We start from the raw sequence: 18,546 nt of genomic DNA, 5'->3' as shown, positions 1-18,546 counted from the left end.
CGCGACCTGCCCAGGAGAACCCGATGTTGCCCCGTCTGACCGCCCTCGCCGCCGCGCTGATGCTCGCCGGCTCCGTCCATGCCGCCGACAAGGTCAAGGTCGGTTTCGTGTCCACGCTCTCCGGCCCGGGCGCCGGCCTCGGCGTCGATATCCGCGACGGCTTCAACCTGGCGGTCAAGCAGCTCAACGGCAAGCTCGGCGGCCTCCCGGCCGAGGTCCTGATCGCCGACGACCAGCAGAATCCCGACGTTGCCAAGCAGGCCACCGACAAGCTGCTGAAGAAGGACAAGGTCGATTTCATGAGCGGCATCGTCTTCTCCAACATCATGCTCGCCGTCGGCCCGGCGGTGTTCCAGAACCAGACCTTCTACATTTCCGCCAACGCCGGCCCGTCGCAGTACGCTGGCGAACAGTGCAACCCCTTCTTCTTCAACGTCGCCTGGCAGAACGACAACCTCCACGAAGCAGTCGGCAAGTACGTCCAGGACAAGGGCTTCAAGAACGTCGTCATCGTCACCCCGAACTACCCGGGCGGCAAGGATGCGGTCTCCGGCTTCAAGCGCTACTACAAGGGCAAGACCGAGGAGATCTACACCAAGCTCGGCCAGCTCGACTACGCCGCCGAGCTGGCGCAGATCCGCGCCGCCAAGCCGGACGCGCTGTTCTTCTTCCTGCCCGGCGGCATGGGCATCAACTTCGTCAAGCAGTTCGTCGCCGCCGGCCTGTCGCGCGACACCCAGCTGTTCGCCCCCGGTTTCTCGGCCGACGAGGACGTGATCAAGGCGGTCGGCGCGCCGATGATGGGCATGTTCAACTCGTCGCACTGGGCGCACGACATGGACAACGCCGAGAACAAGCGCTTCGTCGCCGAGTTCGAGAAGGAATACGGCCGCCTGCCGTCGCTCTACGCCTCGCAGGGCTACGACGCGGCGCTGATGATGGATGCCGCGGTGCGCGACGTGAAGGGCAACCTGGCCGACAAGAAGGCGCTGCAGAAGGCGCTGGAAGCCAAGCGCTTCAAGTCGGTGCGCGGCGACTTCAAGTTCAATGCCAACCACTACCCGGTGCAGAACTACTACCTGCGCGTGATCGGCAAGGATGGCCAGGGCCGGGTCACCAACAAGACGATGGGCACGATCTTCACCAATCATGCTGATGCCTACGCGGCTCAGTGCAAGATGAAGTGACCCAGCTGTTCCTAGAGCAGGCCCTCAACGGCCTGCAGTTCGGCCTCATGCTGTTCCTGCTGGCCGCCGGGCTGACGCTCGTCTTCGGCATCATGGACTGCATCAACCTGGCGCATGGGTCGCTGTACATGGTCGGCGCCTACTTCGTCGCCGCCGCCGCGCAGGCCGCCGATTCGTTCTGGCTCGGGCTCGGCGCCGGCGTCGCCGGCACGGCGTTGCTCGGCCTGCTGCTCGAACTGTCGCTGTTCCGCCAGTTGTACCGGCGCGACCACCTGGCGCAGGTGCTGGCGACCTTCGCCCTGATCCTGATCGCCAACGAAAGCGTCCGCCTGATCTGGGGGCCGGCACCGCTGCTGCTCAATCCGCCCGAGTCGCTGGCCGGCCCGGTCGAGATCGCCGGTTTCTTCTACCCGGCCTACCGGCTGGTCATCATCGCCTGCGGCCTGGTCGTCGCCGGCCTGCTCTACCTGCTCGTGGCGAAAAGCCGGATCGGCATGTGGGTGCGCGCCGGCGCCGCCAACCGGGAAATGACCGAGGCGCTGGGGATCAACGTGCGTGCGCTGTTCACCGCCGTCTTCGTCTTCGGCGCCGGACTCTGCGCGCTGGCCGGCGGCCTGCTCGGGCCGCTGCTCGCGGTTCAGGTCGGGATGGGCGAGAGCGTGCTGATCCTGGCTTTCGTCGTCATCATCATCGGCGGCATCGGCTCGATCCGCGGCGCCCTGGTCGGCGCGCTGATCGTCGGCACGGTCGACACCCTCGGCCGGGCACTTTTGCCGACGCTGCTGCGCGCGACCCTGCCGGCCGACGCGGCGGCGACGCTCGGACCGGCGCTGGCGTCGATCCTGATCTACCTGCTGATGGCCGGCATCCTGTTCTTCAAGCCGCAAGGCCTGTTTCCGGCGCGCGCATAAATGGCTTTCTATCGTCCCGCCCGCTGGCAGCAAACTGCCGCCCTCGTCGTCCTGGCCGCGCTGCTGGCGCTGCCGTCGCTGCTCGACGTCCTCGACCAGAGCTACTACATCGGCTTCGCCACGCGCGTCCTGATCTTCGCGCTGGCGGCCTCCAGCCTGAACCTGGTGCTCGGCTTCGGCGGCATGGTCTCGCTCGGCCACGCCGCCTTCTTCGGCGTCGGCGCCTACGTCGCCGCGATCTGCCAGCAGGCCGGGCTCGGCGAGGGGCTGCTGGTGCTGCCGCTGGCCATGGCCGTCGCCGGGCTGTTCGCGCTGGCGGTCGGCGCCGTCAGCCTGCGCACGCGCGGCGTCTATTTCATCATGATCACCCTGGCCTTCGCCCAGATGACCTACTACCTGTTCGTGTCGGCCAGCCTGTGGGGTGGCGAGGACGGCCTGCCGGTCTACGAGCGCTTGCGCCTGGGCGGCATCAGCCTGGCCGGCGACGCGGCGCTGTTTTTTGTCGTTCTCGGGGCGTTGACCGTCACCATGCTGCTTTTCTCGCGCCTGGCGCAGGCCCGTTTCGGACGGACCATCCAGGCGATCCGCGAGAACGAGACGCGGATGGAGGCACTCGGCTACCCGGTGCTGCGCTACCGCCTGGCCTGCTTCGCCATCGGCGGCGCCGTCGCCGGCCTGGCCGGGGCGCTGCTCGCCAACCTGAGCGGGCTGGCCAGCCCCAACCTGCTGCAATGGACGCAATCGGGCACGCTGCTGGTCATGGTCATCATCGGCGGCGTCGGCTACCTCTGGGGCGGCGTCGTCGGCGCCGTCGTCCTGTTGCTGCTCGAGGAAATCCTGCTCGCCTGGTTCGCCCACTGGCACATCGTCCTCGGCCTGCTCCTGCTGGCCGTCGTGCTGTTCGCGCCGAAGGGCGTCGCCGCCTTGTTCGGGAGGCGCGATGACTGATCCGCTGCTCGAGGTCCGCGGGCTGTCGCGCCGCTTTGCCGCGGTCGACGCCCTCAAGGACGTTAATTTCACCGTCGCCGCCGGCGAAGTGCATGCCCTGATCGGCCCTAACGGCGCCGGCAAGACGACCTTCATCCACCATCTCTCCGGCGCCCTGTTCCCGGATGCCGGCAAGATCCACTTCAATGGCAGCGAGATCACCCGCCTGCGCATGCACCAGCGCGTCCGCGCCGGCATGGCGCGCTCCTGGCAGATCACCAACGTCTTCCTCGGCCTGTCGGCGCTCGACAACGTCGCGCTGGCCGTCCAGGGCCGTCCTGACGCCGGCACCAGTTTCCGCTTCTGGCGGCCGGTCGACCGTGAAGCGCGACTGTTCGAGGAAGCCCGGACTTTCCTCGAACAGGTCGGCCTGGGCGAACGCAGCGGACGCCTGGCCGGCGAGCTGTCGCACGGCGAACAACGGGCGCTGGAACTGGCAATGGCGCTGGCGACCCGGCCGCAGCTGCTGCTCCTCGACGAACCGATGGCCGGCACCGGCCCGGAGGAATCGGCGCGCATGGTCGAGCTGATCGAGCATCTCGCCCGCCACGTCACCATCCTCCTGGTCGAGCACGACATGGATGCGGTGTTCCGCCTGGCCGACCGCATCTCGGTGCTGGTCAACGGCCAGCTGATCTGCACCGGCACGCCGGACGCGGTGCGCAACGACGCCGGCGTGCGCCGCGCCTACCTGGGAGACCACCTGTGAGCGCGCTGCTCGAAATCAAAGGCCTGGAAGTCGCCTACGGCCCCAGCCAGGTCCTCTTCGGCATCGACCTGACGATGACCGAGGGCGAGGCGGCAACACTGCTCGGCCGCAACGGCATGGGCAAGACGACGACGCTGCGCGCGCTGTGCGGGCTGGAGCCGGTGCGCGCCGGCAGCATCCGCTTCGCCGGCGAACGCATCGACGGCTGGCGCCCGGACCGCATCGGCCGCGCCGGCATCGCGCTGGTCCCGGAAGGTCGCCAGTGTTTCCCGAATCTGACGGTCGACGAGCATTTGCAGGCATTTTTCGCCAACCGCCGCGGCCTCGCCGCGCCGTGGACGCCGGCCAGCATCTACGAACTCTTCCCGCGCCTGGCCGAACGCCGGCGCAATCTCGGCAACCAGCTCTCCGGCGGCGAACAGCAGATGCTGGCGATCGGCCGGGCGCTGGTCACCAATCCGCGCCTGCTCGTTCTCGACGAGGCCACCGAAGGACTGGCGCCGCTGATCCGCGACGAAATCTGGGCCTGCCTCGACCGCCTGCGCGGCGAAGGCCAGAGCGTGCTGGTCGTCGACAAGTATGTGGAAAGGCTGATCGCACTCGCCGACCACCACACCATCGTCGAGCGCGGGCGGGTGGTCTGGGCCGGGAATTCAGCCGCGCTCGACGCCGATCACGGGATCTGGCACCGCTACCTCGGCCTCTGAGCCACCGTTCAGCGCCGCCTCGAACTGCGGCAGCGGCACCGGCCGGCCGAACATGTAGCCCTGGAAGAAGCGGCAGCCGTGCTCGACCAGATAGGCATGCTGGGCCGGGTCCTCGACGCCTTCGGCGACGACGTTGAGACGCAGCGAGTTGCCCATGGCGATGATCGCCCGGACGATCGCGGCGTCGTCGGGATCGGTCGTGATGTCGCGGATGAAGGAGCGATCGATCTTCAACTGCTCGAACGGGAAACGCTTCAGGTAGGCGAGCGATGCGTAGCCGGTGCCGAAGTCGTCGAGCGAGAAACGCACGCCGAGCATGCGCAGCGCACGCATCTTGAAGACCACCTCTTCCACCTTGTCGAGCAGCAGGCTTTCGGTCAGTTCCAGCTTCAGCCGGCGGGCGGCGATGCCATGCCGGTTCAGCGCGGTGCTGACCTGGTCGACGAAATCCGGCTGACGGAACTGGCGGGCGCTGACATTGACCGACAGGTAGAGGTCGCGCAGCCGCGGCAACTCGCTCCAGCGGCGCAGCGTCGCGCAGGCGGTATCGAGCACCCACAGCCCGATCGGCACGATCAGGCCGCTTTCCTCGGCGAGCGGGATGAAATCGTCGGGCGACACCACCGGCTGCCCGGGCGGCTGCCAGCGCAGCAGCAATTCGGCGCCGACCAGGCCGCGGCCGGCATCGACCTGCGGCTGGGCGTGCACGACGAACTCGCCACGGGCCAGCGCATGACGCAGGCCGGCTTCGAGGCTGGCGCGGCGGTCGAGGGTCGTCTGCATCGCCTGGTCGAAGAAGCGGATCGCGTTGCGGCCAGCCTCCTTGGCCTTGTACATGGCGATGTCGGCCTGCTTGAGCAAGGTTTCGACCGACTTCTCCTGGCCGCGGAACAGGCTGACGCCGATGCTCGCCGTGCAATAGTGCTCGTGGCCGCGCGCCAGCATCACCGGGCGCGCCAGTTCCTCGCGGATCTTCTCGGCGACCGCTTCGGCGCTGACCGCCGCGACATGCGGATGCGGATCGAGCGCCTCGAGCATCACCGCGAACTCGTCGCCGCCCTGGCGTGCCGCGGTATCGCACTCGCGGATGCACTGCTTGAGCCGGCAAGCGATTTCGATCAGCAGGTGGTCGCCGATGTCGTGCCCGAGCGTGTCGTTGAGGATCTTGAAATTATCGATGTCGATGATCAGCAGCGCACCGTGATCGGCCTTGCGCTTGCCGGCCATGCAGGCCTGCTCGAGGCGGTCGAACAGCAGGCGGCGATTGGGCAGCGCGGTCAGCGGATCGTAGAAGGCGAGATGCTGGATTTCCGACTCGGCGTGCTTGAGCTTGCTGATGTCGGAGAAGGTCGCGACGTAGCCGGTGACGGCGCCGTCGGCATCACGGCAGGCATTGATGATCAGCCATTCCGGGTAGATTTCGCCGCACTTGCGGCGGTTCCAGATTTCGCCTTCCCAGCGGCCGCTGGCGGCCAGGGCCTGCCACATGCGCCGGTAGAAATCCGGGGACTGGCGGCCGGAAGAGAGAATCTTCGGGGTGCGGCCGATGATTTCCTCGGACCGGTAGCCGGTCAGACGATGAAAGGCCTCGTTGGTCCGCAGGATGCGTTCGTTCGCATCGGTGACCATGATCGCGGCACCAATCTGGTTGAAGATGGCTTGTTGACCCCAGGAACCGGCAATGGAGTCAGCCGGGCAAGCCTCCGGAAAGTCGCTGTCCGACATGACACTCCCACATGTCTTCGTTTCTAAAGGCCAAGTCCATATCTGACGTATGGATTCGCCGAGTATGCCTTAAGTCGGATGCCAGCAGCAAGAATGATCTTGTCAAAGCCGCGTCAGCAGAGCGATCTCGCGTTCAAGCAGGGTTTCGTCGCCGGCATTCAACTCGACCAGCCGGCGCAGGTGGGTCACGCTGTCGAGATCGATCTCATGACACGAAAGACCGTAGCTGCCGGCCTGGTGGTGGACGACGGTGACGCCCATGCGGATGTCGGTGCCGGCGCCGTCAAGGCGGACATGCAGCACGCCGTTGCCGCCGATCTTCGCGTACATCGGCTCGGGCGGCCGGACCAGCGCGCCCTTCAGCGAAATGTCGAGGACTTCGACCGCATGCTCGCCGTCGGCCAGGAACAGCCGGGCCGGGCTCTGGAAGCTGATGCGGGTGAATTGCCGGCGATTCTCGGTCATGGTCGTCTCCTCGACTTATTTTCCCTGCATGTTACCCCAAAGCAGCTTGTGCAATTGCAGTTGGAAACGCACCGGCAGGCCATCCTCGAGAATCCAGCTGGCCAGCGCCGCCGGCTCGATGCTGCCCTGGGCCGGCGAGAACAGCACCGGGCAACGGCTGTCCAGGGCGTGCACCTGCAGGACCTCGCACGCCCATTCGTAGTCCTCGCGCGAGGCGATGACGATCTTGATCTCGTCGCGCGGCTTCAGGTGCTGCAGGTTGGCCCACAGGTTGCGCCCGGATTCGCCCGAATCCGGTGCCTTCAGATCCATGATGCAGGAGACGCGTGGATCGACCGGCGCGATGTCGAGCGCGCCCGAGGTTTCCAGCGAAACGTCGTAGCCGGCATCGCAGAGGGCCACCAGCAAATCGAGGCAGGCCTTCTGGGCAAGCGGCTCGCCGCCGGTGACGCAGACCTGGCGGACCGGGTGGCGGGCGACTTCGGCCAGCACGTCACTGACGGTCGACGTCTCGCCACCGGTAAAACTGTAGGTCGTGTCACACCAGGTGCAGCGCAACGGGCAGCCGGTCAGGCGGACGAACACGGTCGGCAGGCCGACGCGCGACGCCTCGCCCTGCAGCGAGTAGAAAATTTCGGTAAGACGCAGCGTCAATTAGTTCTTCTTCAGGCGTTCACGGGCTTTGGCGGCAGCCGGTGCGGCCGGGTATTTCTCGAGCACCGTCTCGAGCGAGCGGATCGCGCCCTTGCGGTTGCCCAGTTCGGTCTGGCAGGTGGCGATCGCCAGCAGCGCATCCGGCGCCTTGTCGCTCGCCGGATAACGGGAGACGACCTGGCTCTGCGCTTCGATCGCCTTGGTGCAGTTACGCTGCGCGTACCAGGCATTGCCCAGCCAGTACTGGGCGTTCGGCGCCAGGGCGCCGTCCGGGTGCTGGCCGACGAAAGCCGCGAAAGCCGCCGCCGATTCCTTGTACTTGCCGCCCTTGAACAGTTCGAGCGCGGCATCGTAGGCACGGCTTTCGGCCGCCGGGTCAGCAGCGATCGCCGCCTTGGCCCCGGCCGCCGGATCGCCTTCGGCCGGCGCCGCCGCGATCGGCTGCGGCTCAAGCTTGCGCAGCCGGCTGTCGAGGTCGAGATAGAAATCCTGCTGGCGCTTGCGTGCCTGCTCGAGCTCGTAGCTCAGGGTTTCGATCTGGCCGCGCAGGCGGGCGATTTCTTCCGCCTGGCGCTGGATCTGCGCAGCCAGCTCGAGTTGCGCCTTGGCCTGCTGGTCGAAGCGCGCCTCCGTCTGGATCTGCAGATCGGAAATCTGGCGACGTGCTTCCTTGTCGTCAAAGAATGCCCGCGCCGGGTTGGCGGCGAGGACGGCGATCAGGAAAACCAGCGGCAGGCGACGCACGATCAGAACTCGCCGCGGCCGTCAGGAGCGCGATAGAGAACGTCGGCGCGACGGTTTTCGGCGTAGGCCGATTCGTCGTGACCCGGATTCTTCGGCTTTTCTTCGCCGAGGCTGACCGATTCGACCTGGTCTTCGCGGGCACCGAGCAGGACCAGGGCGCGCTTGACCGCGTCGGCACGCTTCTGGCCGAGCGACAGGTTGTATTCGCGCGAACCGGTTTCGTCGGTATTGCCCTGGATCAGGACCTTGAAGCCGCGGTTGGCGACCAGGTACTTGGCGTGGGCGGCGACGACGGCCTGGTATTCACCCTTGACTTCATACTTGTCCACATCGAAGTAGATGCTGCGCTTGGACAGCGGGCTGTTCGGGTCGGTCAGCTCGCGCGGCAGGCCGCTGGCGTCGAGGCCGCCAGCCACCACCGACTTGACGTCGGTGCCGCTGCGGCTTTCGACCGGGGCGCCGCCCTCTTCCGGGGTCGGGGTGGTGCTGCAACCGACGAGGACGGCGAGCAGCAGGGAAATGGACAACAGGTTCTTCATTGCATGGACTCCAACAGGATCGTTTTTACTTCAGAAAAGGTCCCCACGCCGGTTCGCGGACATCTCCCGCGGCGATGGAAAGACGTTGCTTGATACGGCCGTCGGCGGAGACGGCGGACAACAGGCCACGGCCGCCGACTTCCGTAGCAATCAGGATCATCCGGCTGTTCGGCGCGAAGCTCGGCGACTCGTCCTTGGTCGAGTCGGTCAGCACCTGCACCTGGCGGCTGGCCAGATCCATCACGGCGAGCTGGAAGCGACCATCGCGGCGGGCGATGAAGGCCAGGCTGCGACCATCCGGCGAGGGCCGCGGCGAAACGTTGTAGCTGCCCTCGAAGGTAACACGCTGGGCGGCACCGCCGTTCGCGTCGATGCGATAGATCTGCGGACTGCCGCCGCGATCGGATGTGAAATAGATCGCGGCGCCGTCCGGGGAATAACGCGGCTCGGTGTCGATGCCGGCCGACTGGCTCAGGCGCTGCAGGCCGCTGCCGTCGACATTGACCGAATAGAGCTGCGAGTTGCCGTCCTTGGACAGCACCACCGCCAGCTTGCGGCCATCCGGCGACCAGGCCGGCGCCGAGTTCGAGCCCTTGAAGTTGGCGACGATGTGGCGCTGGCCGGTGGCCAGCGAATGCACGTAGATCACCGGCTTCTTCTTCTCGAAGGAGACATAGGCCAGGCGGCCGCCGTCCGGCGACCAGACCGGCGAGATGATCGGCTCGCTCGAGGTCAGCGCGGTCGCGGCCCCCTGGCCGTCGGCATCGGCGATCTGCAGCAGGTACTGGCCGCGGGCCTTGAGCACGTAGGCGATGCGCGTCGAGAAGACGCCCGGTTCACCGGTCAGCTTTTCGTAGATGAAATCGGCGATGCGGTGGCCGGCCATGCGCAGCTGGGCACTGTTGGTGACGTAGGCGGCACCGCCGAGGGCGACGCCCTTCTGCGTGTCGTAGAGACGGAAGCGCGCCTCGATGCGGCCATCGGCCGTGCGCCCGACGCTGCCGGCGGCGATCGCGTCGGCACCGCGCGCCTTCCACGCCGGATAGTCGATCGCGGCGTTTTCGTCGAGCATCATCCCGGCCGGGTCGACCAGCTTGAACAGGCCGCTGCGCTCGAGATCGGCACGCACCGTACCGACGACGATCCGCGACAGCGTCGGATCGCCGGCGAAGTCGGCAATGCTGACCGGGATGCGACTGGCGCCGGCACCGGTGATCTCGATCGACAGCTGGGCCTGGGCGAATGTTGCGGTCAACAGGCCGAAAAGCAGAAAAATGCGACGGGAAATTCGGGACATGGTGGTCATTTTCGGTGAATTGGGCGCCATCTTACTCTTCAAACGGCTTGTATTTGATTTCCAGCACCCGCTGGAACTGCGACGGATCGGCCGGGCTCGGCAGCGGCGAGGCACTGCGGATCGCCCGCTCGATCGCCGCATCGAGCGCCGGCATGCCGCTCGACCGCTTCAGATGTACGGATAGAACGTCGCCACCCGGCAATTGGTTGACTTCGAAAACGGCTTCCGGATTGCCGTTGATCGCCGGCGGCAGGACGATCTTGTTGCGGATCGCGATGCGGATCTTCGCCGCATAGCTCTCCATCCCGCGGCGCGCCGCGGCAGCCCGCTGTTCCTTCTCGGCCAGCGCGGCGAGCCGGTTCTGCTCGGCGCTCGCCTGGCGCTGGCGGGTTTCGCGCTCGAGCATTTCCTTGAACGGATCGACCGCCGGCTTCGGCTCCGGCTTGGCCGGCTCGGGCTTCTTCGGTTCCGGTTTCGGCGGCTCCGGCTTGGGCGGTTCCGGTTTCTTCGGCTCGGGCTTCTTCTTTTCTTCCTTGACGACGATCTCCGGCTTCTTCGGCGTCTCGATCCTGGGCGGAGGTGGCGGCGGTTCCGGACGCTTAGGCTCGGGCTCGACCACCGGCTTCGGCGGCTCCGGCGGCGTCTCGACGCGGGTCGCCTTGACCGGCACCGGCGACCACAGTTCGACCTGCATCGCCTCCGGTTCGCTGCGCTTCCACTGGACACCGAAGAACAGGGCGCCGATCAGCGCCAGGTGCACCGCCAGCGTAAACGCCAGCGCCTTCCTGCGGCCGGGTTCTTCGGGACGTTCCGGGAGCATAGTCTTACTTGACCGAGGTTTCGAGGGCGACGCGCGCGAAGCCCTGCTTCTTGACCTCGTCGAGCGCCTCGATGACGCTGCGGTAAGGCACTTCCTTGTCGCCGGCGACCAGCACCGCGATCTCCGGTTCGCGCTCGCGCTGGCCGGCCAGCGCGCTGCGCAGGTCGCGCACGCCGTCGAGCTTCTGCTCCTTGCCGTTGGCGTCGTACAGGGACAGCGCACCGTCCTTGTCGACCTGCACGCGCAGGAACTTGTCCGGCTTCTGCGGCGCCGTGCCGCTGGCCGGCAGCTCGACCGAGCCGGTCGTCATCATCGGGGTGGCAACCATGAAGATGACGAGCAGGACCAGCATCACGTCGATGTAGGGGACGACGTTGATCTCGTTTTTCAGGCGACGCTGGCGCATGGCCTTACCTCATCTGCCGTTGCAGGATGTTCGAGAATTCTTCCATGAACGACTCGTAACGCACCGCGATGCGGTCGATGTCGTGCGAGAAGCGGTTGTAGGCGAGAACTGCCGGAATCGCCGCGAACAAGCCGATGGCGGTGGCGACCAGCGCCTCGGCGATGCCCGGGGCGACCGAGGCGAGCGTCGCCTGGCCGACGTTGGCAAGTGCGCGGAAGGCATGCATGATCCCCCAGACGGTGCCGAACAGGCCGATGTAGGGCGACACCGAACCGACCGAGGCGAGGAAGGCGAGATGCGACTCGAGGGCGTCCATCTCGCGCTGGTAGGTTGCCCGCATCGCCCGTCGCGACCCGTCGACGACGTCCTTGGGGTCGAGGTTCTTCTGGCCGCGCAGCTTGGTGAACTCGCGGAAACCGGCTTCGAAGATGCGTTCCATCGAGCCGGCGTGGTGGCGATCGTTGATCGCGCTCTGGTAGAGATTGTTGAGGTCGCCGCCGGACCAGAAGTCGCGTTCGAACTCCTCGGTCTTGGCCCGCGCCTGGCGGACCGCGAACCACTTCATCGAGATGTAGTACCACGACATCAGCGAAACGCCGGCGAGCAGCGCCATGACCATCTGAACGACGGCGCTGGCTTCGAGGATGAGGTGGAGGATGGACATGTCCTGGGTGACGTTCATTGCAGCGCTTCCAGCTTGGCGTGGAGAAAATCGGGGATCGGGGCGGGTGTCATCGTCGCCATGCTGACGCAGGCGATCTCGACGTTGCCGGTGACCAGCAGGTCGTCGCCGCGGCGCGCCCACTGGCGGAAAACGACACGGACCCGGGTCAGCTTCTCGACCTCGAGACCGATCGTCAGCATGTCGTCGAGACGGGCGGGTTTCAGGTATTCGCAAGCCGCCCGGCGGGCAACAAAGCCAATCCCGGCGGTCTCGATCAGTTCGGCCTGGCCGTAGCCGGCACTGCGCATCCACTCGGTGCGGCAACGCTCGAAGAAACGCAGGTAGTTGGCGTAGTACACGACGCCGCCGGCATCGGTATCCTCGTAATAGACACGCACCGGGATCGAGAAGGCCTCGGGACTGACTTGAATTTTCATCCGGATAATTTTACATTGCGCCGCAACATGCAATTGTAACGGCTTGTTTCAACAAAGAATATCCCGATCATCAAATTTGCCCACCGGCCCGGTGGAAAGACCGCGGCGCCTCGCGCATAATTCCGCCATGCCCAGACCATTCCGGATCATCGATCGGCGCAACCTGATCCTTCTGCTCGGCCTGCTCCTCAGCGCCGGTTTCTTCGCGACGACCCTGTTCGGCTACTTCGTTTCCAAGGAAGCGATCCGCAGCGCGATCATCGGCCAGGACCTGCCCCTGACCTCGAGCAACATCTACTCGGAAATCCAGAAGGACCTCGTGCGCCCGGTCCTGATCTCGTCGACGATGGCCCACGACACCTTCCTGCGGGACTGGGTGCTGCGCGGCGAGAACGAAGTCGACGAGATGGCCCGCTACCTCGCCGAGGTCAGGGTCAGGCACAAGGCCTTCGCCAGCTTCTTCGTTTCCGAGAAGAGCGGCATCTACTACACCGCCGACGGCGTGCTCAAGCACGTCGCCGAAAACGAACCACGCGACGACTGGTATTACCGGGTCCGCGCGATGCGCGACGATTACGAGATCAACGTCGATCCCGACCTCGCCAACCGCGACGCGCTGACCATCTTCATCAACTACCGCGTCTTCGATTTCGCCGACAACTACATCGGCGCCACCGGCATCGGCCTGACCGTCGATTCGGTGCGCCGGCTGATCCGCGACTACCAGACCCGCTTCAAGCGCACCATCTACTTCACCGACGGCAGCGGCCGGGTAGTCATCCACGGCGGCGACGGTGCCGCCCCCGAACTGCGCAACCGGCCGGGACTGGCCGCGCAGCTCGAGCGCATCCTCAAGGAACGTACCGGCTTCTACCAGTTCGTCGACAACGGCGACAACCACATCCTCAACGTCAATTACCTGCCCGAGCTCAAGTGGTACCTGTTCGTCGAGCAGAACGAGGACGTTGCCCTGGCCGGCGTCCGCCGCACCCTCTACATCAACCTGGCGATCAGCCTGGCGGTGACGCTGGTGGTCACCTTCCTCTGCTACCTGACGCTCGGCCACTACCAGTCGCGGATCGAAGCGATGGCCTCGACCGACAAGCTGACCGGGCTGCTCAACCGGCACGCCTTCGGCATCCTGATCGACAAGCTGCTCGCCGCGAACCGGCGCAATCCGCAGCCGCTGACCTTCCTGCTGGCCGACATCGATCATTTCAAGGAAATCAACGACCGTCACGGCCACCGCACCGGCGACGAAGTACTGGCCGCGGTCGCCGGACTTTTACGGTCAACGCTGCGCCAGGCCGATTTTGCCGTGCGCTGGGGCGGCGAGGAATTCCTGCTGGTCCTGCCCGGCTGCAGCGGCGAGGAAGGCCGGCTGATCGCCGAGAAGCTGCGACAGGCGATCGAGCAGAGCCAGCCGGTCGCCACTGATCCGGCGATCCGGACGACGCTGAGCTTCGGCGTCAGCGAATACGTCGCCGGCGAAACACCGGAACAGGCTATCGGTCGCGCCGACGAGGCGCTCTACGCGATCAAGCAGACCGGGCGCAACGGCGTTGCACTGAAACTGGCAGAATCGGCAAACTGATATAGCCGGTATCTCATGCGCGATCCCGACGCCGGGATATACTATAAATAACAAATTCGCGTGAGAATATCATGATATTCGGAAACAGCCTCCAGGCCCGCTTCATCGTTCCGGTGTCGACCTTCATCGTCGTCCTCGTCCTCGGCGGCGCGCTCTTCTTCGCCGCCCAGGAAAACCGGCGGATCGGCGAGGAAATGGCGATCGACGCCAACGACCACAGCGCATCGGCCCAGCAGATCCTCGGCGTCACCGACACCCTGGTCGGCGCCCAGACACAGGCGGCAATGCGCCTGCTGATCGAACGCGGCCAGGCTCTCGGCCCGGCGACGCTGGGCGACAAGGTCAAGGTCAAGGACCGCGAAGTCGCCAACCTGCTGCTCGGCGGCCGGCCCCAGGCCAACGTCTATGACCTGGTCGACGGCGTGGTCAAGGTGGTCGGCGGCACCGCGACGCTGTTCGTGCGCGACGGCGACGACTTCGTGCGCATCTCGACCAACGTCAAGCGCGACGACCAGCGCGCGATCGGCACGGTACTCGACCCGAAGGGCAGGGCGATCGCGGCGATCCGCGAAGGCAAGGCCTTCTACGGCGTCGTCGACATCCTCGGCAATCCCTTCCTGACCGGCTACGAGCCGATCCGCGACAGCCAGGGCAAAACCATCGGCATCTGGTACGTCGGCTACAAGATCGACATGGCGGCGCTGCAGCAGGCGGTCGAGAAGACCCGACTGCTCGACAGCGGCTTCCTCGCCATCCTCGACAACCACGGCAAGGTCCGCTTCCGCTCGGCGCACGCCAGCGACGAACAGATCGCCAAGGTCCTCGCCGACGACAGCGGCTGGTTCGTCAAGCGCAGCACCTTCCCGGCCTGGCAGTTCGAGGTCGTCACCGCCTACCCGGCGGCCGAAGTCGAGCAGATCAGCCGCCAGCGCATGCTGGCGATCATCTCGGTCGGCGTCCTCGCCTGCATCGTGCTGATCGCGATGATGTTCGTCATGCTGCGCCGGATGGTGTTGCTGCCGCTCGGCGGCGAGCCGACCGAAGCCGCCGCGGCGGCCGGGCGCATTGCCGCCGGCGACCTGGCCACGCCGATCCCGCGCCGCTACGGCGGCGACGACACGCTGCTCGCGGCGATGAGCCGGATGCAGGGCAGCCTGGTCGAGATCGTCCGCCACATTCACCAGGGCGCCGCCGATCTCAATGCCGCCTCGGAGAACCTGGCGACGATGGCCGACAACGTCTCGCGCGGCGTTTCCCAGCAGAACGACGCGACCGCGGCGATCGCCGCGACGCTCGAGGAAATCACCGTCAGCATCCGCCATGTCTCCGACAGCGCGGCGGTGGTCAATGCCAAGGCCGGCGACGCCGGCACCCTGGCCGAAGCCGGCAACCAGACGGTTGCCGCCGCGGTCGGCGAGATGCAGCGCAGCGCCGAGTCGGTAAACCAGTCGGCGACGCGGGTCGAACGGCTGGGCGAGGGCTCGCGCCAGATCACCGCGATTGTCAACGTGATCAAGGAGATCGCCGACCAGACCAACCTGCTCGCGCTCAATGCCGCCATCGAGGCTGCCCGCGCCGGCGAACAGGGCCGCGGCTTCGCGGTCGTCGCCGACGAGGTGCGCAAGCTGGCCGAGCGTACCGCGGCATCGACCCAGGAAATCACCGGCATGATCGCCGAAATCCAGTCCACCACCGGCGCCGTCATCGACGGCATCGAAGACGGTGCCGGCCGGGTCAACGCCAGCGTCGACCGCGCGGTCGAGGCCGGCACCAGCATGGCCCGCATCCATTCGGCGACCAGCGCCGTGGTCGAGGCCGTCGGCGAAATCTCCAGTGCCCTGCGCGAGCAGTCGGCCGCCAGCGAGGTGATCGCCCGCAACGTCGAACAGGTGGCGATCATGAACGAGGAAAACACCGTCTCGGTGCGCAGCGTCGTCGACGACGCGCACCGCCTGCAGGCGCTGGCCGCCCGCCTCAAGGAATCGGTCGGCAGCTTCCGGGTCTAGTCGAGCAGGTCGCGCACCGCTGCCCCGGCCGGTTCCTGCAGGCCGAGGTGGCGGTAGATCGCCGGCGTCGCGATGCGCCCGCGCAGCGTGCGCTGCAGGTAGCCCTGCTGGATCAGGTAGGGTTCGAGCACGTCCTCGATGGTGTCGCGCGCTTCGCCGATGGCTGCCGCCAGGTTGTCCACGCCGACCGGGCCGCCGCCGAACTTGTCGATCACCGCCGACAGCAGCTTGCGGTCCATCAGGTCGAGGCCGGCCGGGTCCACGTCGAGCATGTGCAGGGCCTTGTCAGCGACGCCGCGGCTGATCTTGCCGTCGGCCTTCACCTCCGCGTAGTCGCGCACGCGCCGGAGCAGGCGGTTGGCGATGCGCGGCGTGCCGCGCGAGCGCCTGGCGATTTCCAGCGCGCCTTCCGGATCGATCGGCGCATTGAGCAGCGTCGCCGAGCGGCTGACGATGCTCTTCAGTTCCTCGGCGTTGTAGAACTCGAGCCGGGCGACGATGCCGAAGCGGTCGCGCAGCGGGTTGGTCAGCATGCCGGCGCGGGTCGTCGCGCCAACCAGCGTGAACGGCGGCAGGTCGAGCTTGACCGAGCGCGCCGCCGGGCCTTCGCCGATCATGATGTCGATCTGGAAATCTTCCAGCGCCGGGTAGAGGATTTCCTCGACGACCGGGCTGAGGCGGTGGATTTCGTCGATGAACAGCACGTCGTGCGGTTCGAGATTGGTCAGGATGGCGGCCAGGTCGCCGGCGCGCTCGAGCACCGGACCGGAAGTCTGGCGCAGGTTGACGCCCATTTCGGCGGCGACGATGTGGGCCAGCGTCGTCTTGCCCAGGCCGGGCGGACCGAAGAGCAGCACGTGGTCGAGCGATTCGCTGCGGTTCTTGGCGGCCTGAATGAAGATTTCCAGCTGTTCGCGGATCTTCTGCTGGCCGGTGTAGTCGGCCAGGCGCTTGGGCCGCAGCGCGCGCTCGAGGGCTTCTTCCTGGGCCGATTTGGAATTTGGCGCAATGATGCGGTCGACCGTGGTGAACTTGTCGGTTTCGATCATGATGGATTTGCCTCGCGCAACCAGCGGGTCAGGAGCATGTGGCCGAGCGCCAGCAGCACCGGGCCGAGGAAGATGCCGATGAAGCCGAAGACCAGCACGCCGCCGAACACGCCGAGGGCGACGATGAGCACGGAAAGGCCGGCGCCGCGCGCCATCAGGATGGGTTTGACGACGTTGTCGATGCTGCTGATGATGAGCAGGCCGTAGAGCGCCAGGAAGATCGCCCAGCCGAGCTCGCCCTGGCCGTAGAGCCAGAGCGCGGCGCCGCCCCAGATCAGTGGCGGGCCGACCGGGATCATCGACAGGAAGAAGGTGGCGAAGGCGAGCAGCACCGGCGCCGGCGCGCCGGCGATGAAGAAGCCGATCATCGCCACCGAGCTTTGCGCAGCAGCGGTGCCGACGATGCCGAGCATGACCCCGAGGACGGTACCGCGCGCCTTGTCCACCAGGCCTTCGCCGAGTTCGCCGCCGAGCTTGCGGGCGCCGCCGTAGAGCGCCGCGGCAACGACTTCGCCGTCGCGGTAGAGGAAGAAGACGACGAACAGCACCAGCGCCAGCTGCAGCAAACCGTTGGCGGCGACGCCGCCAGCCGCCAGCAGGAACTGCCGGGCCGGCGCGACGCCCTGGGCGAGCAGCGTGTTGAGCGCCTCGCGGCTGCTCGCCACCTCGTGCCAGAAATCGACGAGTTGCTGGCCGAACAGCGGAATCGCGGCGATCCAGTCGGGCGGCTCGGCCGGCAGCCCTTGTTCGACGTAGGGCCTGACCAGGTCGATCAGCCGGTCGGCGCCGCTGGCCAGCGCACCGGCCAGGAAAATCGTCGGCACCAGCAGGATCAGCACCAGCAGCAGGACCATCAGCGAGGCGCCGAGCGTGTCGCGCCCACCGAGTCGCGGCAGCACGCGGTCGCGGTAGATGTCCCAGGTGCACACCCAGATCACCAGCGCGAACAGCAGCGCGCCGACGAAGGGCAGCAGCACCGCGATGCAGCCGACGATGAGCAGCACCACCAGCGCGATCTGCGCCAGCCGCTTGGGTTCCTGGTCGGTCAGCATCAGCCCTTGGACAACAGCTTGAGCGCCTGGCGGATGCCGTCGGAAGTCCCGACGTCGGCCGGCAACTGCTTCATCGCGGCGGCGGCTTCCTTCTCGTTGTAGCCGAGCGCCAGCAGTGCGTTGGAAATGTCGCCGCGGGCGTCGTCGACCGTGACATTCAGGGCGACGCCGCCGACCTGGGCGAGCTTGCCCTTCAATTCGAGCAGCAGGCGCTCGGCGGTCTTCTTGCCGATCCCGGGAATCTTCACCAGGCGGCCGAGTTCCTGCTGCGCCACGGCCGCCGCCAGGTCATTGACCGACAGTCCGGAGAGCACCGACAGCGCGGTGCGGGCGCCGATCCCGGAAACCTTGAGCAACTGGCGGAAGGCGAAGCGCTCGGCCTCGCCGAGGAAACCGTAGAGGAAATGCCCGTCCTCGCGCACCGCGAAGTGGGTGAGCAGCGTCACCTTCTCGCCGACCGAGGGCAGGTTGTAGAAGGTGCTCATCGGCACGTCGAGCTCGTAGCCGACGCCATTGACGTCAAGCACGATCTGCGGCGGGTTCTTTTCGACGACGAGGCCGGTGAGTCTTCCGATCATGGGGCAATCCGATAC

Annotated in this window: 20 protein-coding genes; 7 read left to right on the top strand and 13 right to left on the bottom strand. The window is 66.6% G+C overall.

Features of this window, described 5'->3' with window-relative positions; genetic code table 11:
* Positions 1–23: 23 nt before the first annotated feature.
* The 5 genes from DFR40_RS12245 to DFR40_RS12225 are packed head-to-tail and all read left to right on the top strand — an operon-like array spanning position 24 to position 4,501.
* Positions 24–1,187 (top strand): ABC transporter substrate-binding protein, encoded by a 1,164-nt coding sequence (locus tag DFR40_RS12245; RefSeq protein ID WP_121458782.1) that lies wholly within the window; start codon positions 24–26, stop codon positions 1,185–1,187.
* Positions 1,184–2,098, top strand: coding sequence for a branched-chain amino acid ABC transporter permease (locus DFR40_RS12240; protein WP_121458781.1), 915 nt, complete (start codon positions 1,184–1,186; stop codon positions 2,096–2,098). The genes DFR40_RS12245 and DFR40_RS12240 overlap by 4 nt, the downstream gene beginning before the upstream one ends.
* A complete protein-coding gene (locus DFR40_RS12235; RefSeq protein ID WP_121458780.1) occupies positions 2,099–3,046 on the top strand; it encodes a branched-chain amino acid ABC transporter permease in 948 nt (315 codons plus the stop codon).
* Positions 3,039–3,794, top strand: coding sequence for an ABC transporter ATP-binding protein (locus DFR40_RS12230; RefSeq protein ID WP_121458779.1), 756 nt, complete (start codon positions 3,039–3,041; stop codon positions 3,792–3,794). The genes DFR40_RS12235 and DFR40_RS12230 overlap by 8 nt, the downstream gene beginning before the upstream one ends.
* Positions 3,791–4,501, top strand: coding sequence for an ABC transporter ATP-binding protein (locus DFR40_RS12225; protein WP_211329787.1), 711 nt, complete (start codon positions 3,791–3,793; stop codon positions 4,499–4,501). The genes DFR40_RS12230 and DFR40_RS12225 overlap by 4 nt, the downstream gene beginning before the upstream one ends.
* On the opposite strand, the gene DFR40_RS12220 is transcribed toward DFR40_RS12225, so the two are convergent.
* From DFR40_RS12220 to ybgC, 10 genes are all read right to left on the bottom strand, one after another.
* On the bottom strand, positions 4,448–6,226 hold the full coding sequence (locus tag DFR40_RS12220; RefSeq protein ID WP_121458778.1) for a putative bifunctional diguanylate cyclase/phosphodiesterase: 1,779 nt from the start codon (positions 6,224–6,226) through the stop codon (positions 4,448–4,450). The genes DFR40_RS12225 and DFR40_RS12220 overlap by 54 nt on opposite strands.
* 102 nt (positions 6,227–6,328) lie before the next feature.
* Positions 6,329–6,691 (bottom strand): PilZ domain-containing protein, encoded by a 363-nt coding sequence (locus DFR40_RS12215; protein ID WP_121458777.1) that lies wholly within the window; start codon positions 6,689–6,691, stop codon positions 6,329–6,331.
* Positions 6,692–6,706: 15 nt separating this feature from the next.
* A complete protein-coding gene (gene queE / locus DFR40_RS12210; RefSeq protein WP_121458776.1) occupies positions 6,707–7,345 on the bottom strand; it encodes a 7-carboxy-7-deazaguanine synthase QueE in 639 nt (212 codons plus the stop codon).
* Complete coding sequence (ybgF, locus tag DFR40_RS12205; RefSeq protein WP_121458775.1) at positions 7,346–8,089, bottom strand: tol-pal system protein YbgF; 744 nt, start codon at positions 8,087–8,089, stop codon at positions 7,346–7,348.
* Positions 8,090–8,091: 2 nt separating this feature from the next.
* Complete coding sequence (gene pal / locus DFR40_RS12200) at positions 8,092–8,628, bottom strand: peptidoglycan-associated lipoprotein Pal (protein WP_121458774.1); 537 nt, start codon at positions 8,626–8,628, stop codon at positions 8,092–8,094.
* 25 nt (positions 8,629–8,653) lie between these two features.
* Positions 8,654–9,925 (bottom strand): Tol-Pal system beta propeller repeat protein TolB, encoded by a 1,272-nt coding sequence (gene tolB / locus DFR40_RS12195; protein WP_121458859.1) that lies wholly within the window; start codon positions 9,923–9,925, stop codon positions 8,654–8,656.
* A 31-nt stretch (positions 9,926–9,956) separates the two neighbouring features.
* Positions 9,957–10,745 (bottom strand): energy transducer TonB, encoded by a 789-nt coding sequence (locus tag DFR40_RS12190; protein WP_121458773.1) that lies wholly within the window; start codon positions 10,743–10,745, stop codon positions 9,957–9,959.
* 4 nt (positions 10,746–10,749) lie between these two features.
* On the bottom strand, positions 10,750–11,151 hold the full coding sequence (tolR, locus tag DFR40_RS12185) for a protein TolR (protein WP_121458772.1): 402 nt from the start codon (positions 11,149–11,151) through the stop codon (positions 10,750–10,752).
* 4 nt (positions 11,152–11,155) lie between these two features.
* Positions 11,156–11,833, bottom strand: a complete 678-nt coding sequence (gene tolQ / locus DFR40_RS12180) for a protein TolQ (protein WP_121458771.1) — start codon at positions 11,831–11,833, stop codon at positions 11,156–11,158.
* A complete protein-coding gene (ybgC, locus tag DFR40_RS12175) occupies positions 11,830–12,252 on the bottom strand; it encodes a tol-pal system-associated acyl-CoA thioesterase (RefSeq protein ID WP_121458770.1) in 423 nt (140 codons plus the stop codon). Before ybgC ends, tolQ begins: the two co-directional genes overlap by 4 nt.
* Before the next feature lie 127 nt (positions 12,253–12,379).
* On the opposite strand from ybgC, the gene DFR40_RS12170 reads away from it, so the two are divergent.
* Positions 12,380–13,846, top strand: a complete 1,467-nt coding sequence (locus DFR40_RS12170; RefSeq protein WP_121458769.1) for a sensor domain-containing diguanylate cyclase — start codon at positions 12,380–12,382, stop codon at positions 13,844–13,846.
* 71 nt (positions 13,847–13,917) lie between these two features.
* Entirely contained in the window at positions 13,918–15,852 is a 1,935-nt protein-coding gene (locus DFR40_RS12165) for a methyl-accepting chemotaxis protein (RefSeq protein ID WP_121458768.1), read from the top strand.
* Here the strand turns inward: DFR40_RS12165 and ruvB are convergent.
* Genes ruvB through ruvA form a run of 3 tightly spaced genes read right to left on the bottom strand, consistent with a single transcriptional unit; the run spans position 15,849 to position 18,531 of the window.
* The gene (ruvB, locus tag DFR40_RS12160) at positions 15,849–16,901 is read right to left on the bottom strand and encodes a Holliday junction branch migration DNA helicase RuvB (protein ID WP_121458767.1); all 1,053 of its coding nucleotides are present in this window, start codon (positions 16,899–16,901) and stop codon (positions 15,849–15,851) included. The genes DFR40_RS12165 and ruvB overlap by 4 nt on opposite strands.
* Positions 16,898–17,953 carry an AI-2E family transporter gene (locus DFR40_RS12155; RefSeq protein WP_121458766.1) on the bottom strand — a complete coding sequence of 352 codons (1,056 nt, stop codon included), beginning with the start codon at positions 17,951–17,953 and terminating at the stop codon, positions 16,898–16,900. The genes ruvB and DFR40_RS12155 overlap by 4 nt, the downstream gene beginning before the upstream one ends.
* On the bottom strand, positions 17,953–18,531 hold the full coding sequence (gene ruvA / locus DFR40_RS12150; RefSeq protein ID WP_121458765.1) for a Holliday junction branch migration protein RuvA: 579 nt from the start codon (positions 18,529–18,531) through the stop codon (positions 17,953–17,955). Before ruvA ends, DFR40_RS12155 begins: the two co-directional genes overlap by 1 nt.
* Positions 18,532–18,546: the final 15 nt, after the last annotated feature.

The organism is Azonexus fungiphilus (genome assembly GCF_003634965.1).
GTDB lineage: Bacteria > Pseudomonadota > Gammaproteobacteria > Burkholderiales > Rhodocyclaceae > Azonexus > Azonexus fungiphilus.
The sequence above is the reverse complement of the archived record's forward strand: the minus strand, read 5'-3'. Positions and strand labels throughout refer to the sequence as shown.

Coding starts and splice junctions, on each gene's coding strand:
- DFR40_RS12245 (WP_121458782.1), top strand. CDS start 24: ATGTTGCCCCGTCTGACCGCCCTCGCCGCCGCGCTGATGCTCGCCGGC.
- DFR40_RS12235 (WP_121458780.1), top strand. CDS start 2,099: ATGGCTTTCTATCGTCCCGCCCGCTGGCAGCAAACTGCCGCCCTCGTC.
- DFR40_RS12230 (WP_121458779.1), top strand. CDS start 3,039: ATGACTGATCCGCTGCTCGAGGTCCGCGGGCTGTCGCGCCGCTTTGCC.
- DFR40_RS12220 (WP_121458778.1), bottom strand. CDS start 6,226: ATGTCGGACAGCGACTTTCCGGAGGCTTGCCCGGCTGACTCCATTGCC.
- DFR40_RS12215 (WP_121458777.1), bottom strand. CDS start 6,691: ATGACCGAGAATCGCCGGCAATTCACCCGCATCAGCTTCCAGAGCCCG.
- pal (WP_121458774.1), bottom strand. CDS start 8,628: ATGAAGAACCTGTTGTCCATTTCCCTGCTGCTCGCCGTCCTCGTCGGT.
- tolB (WP_121458859.1), bottom strand. CDS start 9,925: ATGTCCCGAATTTCCCGTCGCATTTTTCTGCTTTTCGGCCTGTTGACC.
- DFR40_RS12190 (WP_121458773.1), bottom strand. CDS start 10,745: ATGCTCCCGGAACGTCCCGAAGAACCCGGCCGCAGGAAGGCGCTGGCG.
- tolR (WP_121458772.1), bottom strand. CDS start 11,151: ATGCGCCAGCGTCGCCTGAAAAACGAGATCAACGTCGTCCCCTACATC.
- tolQ (WP_121458771.1), bottom strand. CDS start 11,833: ATGAACGTCACCCAGGACATGTCCATCCTCCACCTCATCCTCGAAGCC.
- ybgC (WP_121458770.1), bottom strand. CDS start 12,252: ATGAAAATTCAAGTCAGTCCCGAGGCCTTCTCGATCCCGGTGCGTGTC.
- DFR40_RS12170 (WP_121458769.1), top strand. CDS start 12,380: ATGCCCAGACCATTCCGGATCATCGATCGGCGCAACCTGATCCTTCTG.
- DFR40_RS12165 (WP_121458768.1), top strand. CDS start 13,918: ATGATATTCGGAAACAGCCTCCAGGCCCGCTTCATCGTTCCGGTGTCG.
- ruvB (WP_121458767.1), bottom strand. CDS start 16,901: ATGATCGAAACCGACAAGTTCACCACGGTCGACCGCATCATTGCGCCA.
- DFR40_RS12155 (WP_121458766.1), bottom strand. CDS start 17,953: ATGCTGACCGACCAGGAACCCAAGCGGCTGGCGCAGATCGCGCTGGTG.
- ruvA (WP_121458765.1), bottom strand. CDS start 18,531: ATGATCGGAAGACTCACCGGCCTCGTCGTCGAAAAGAACCCGCCGCAG.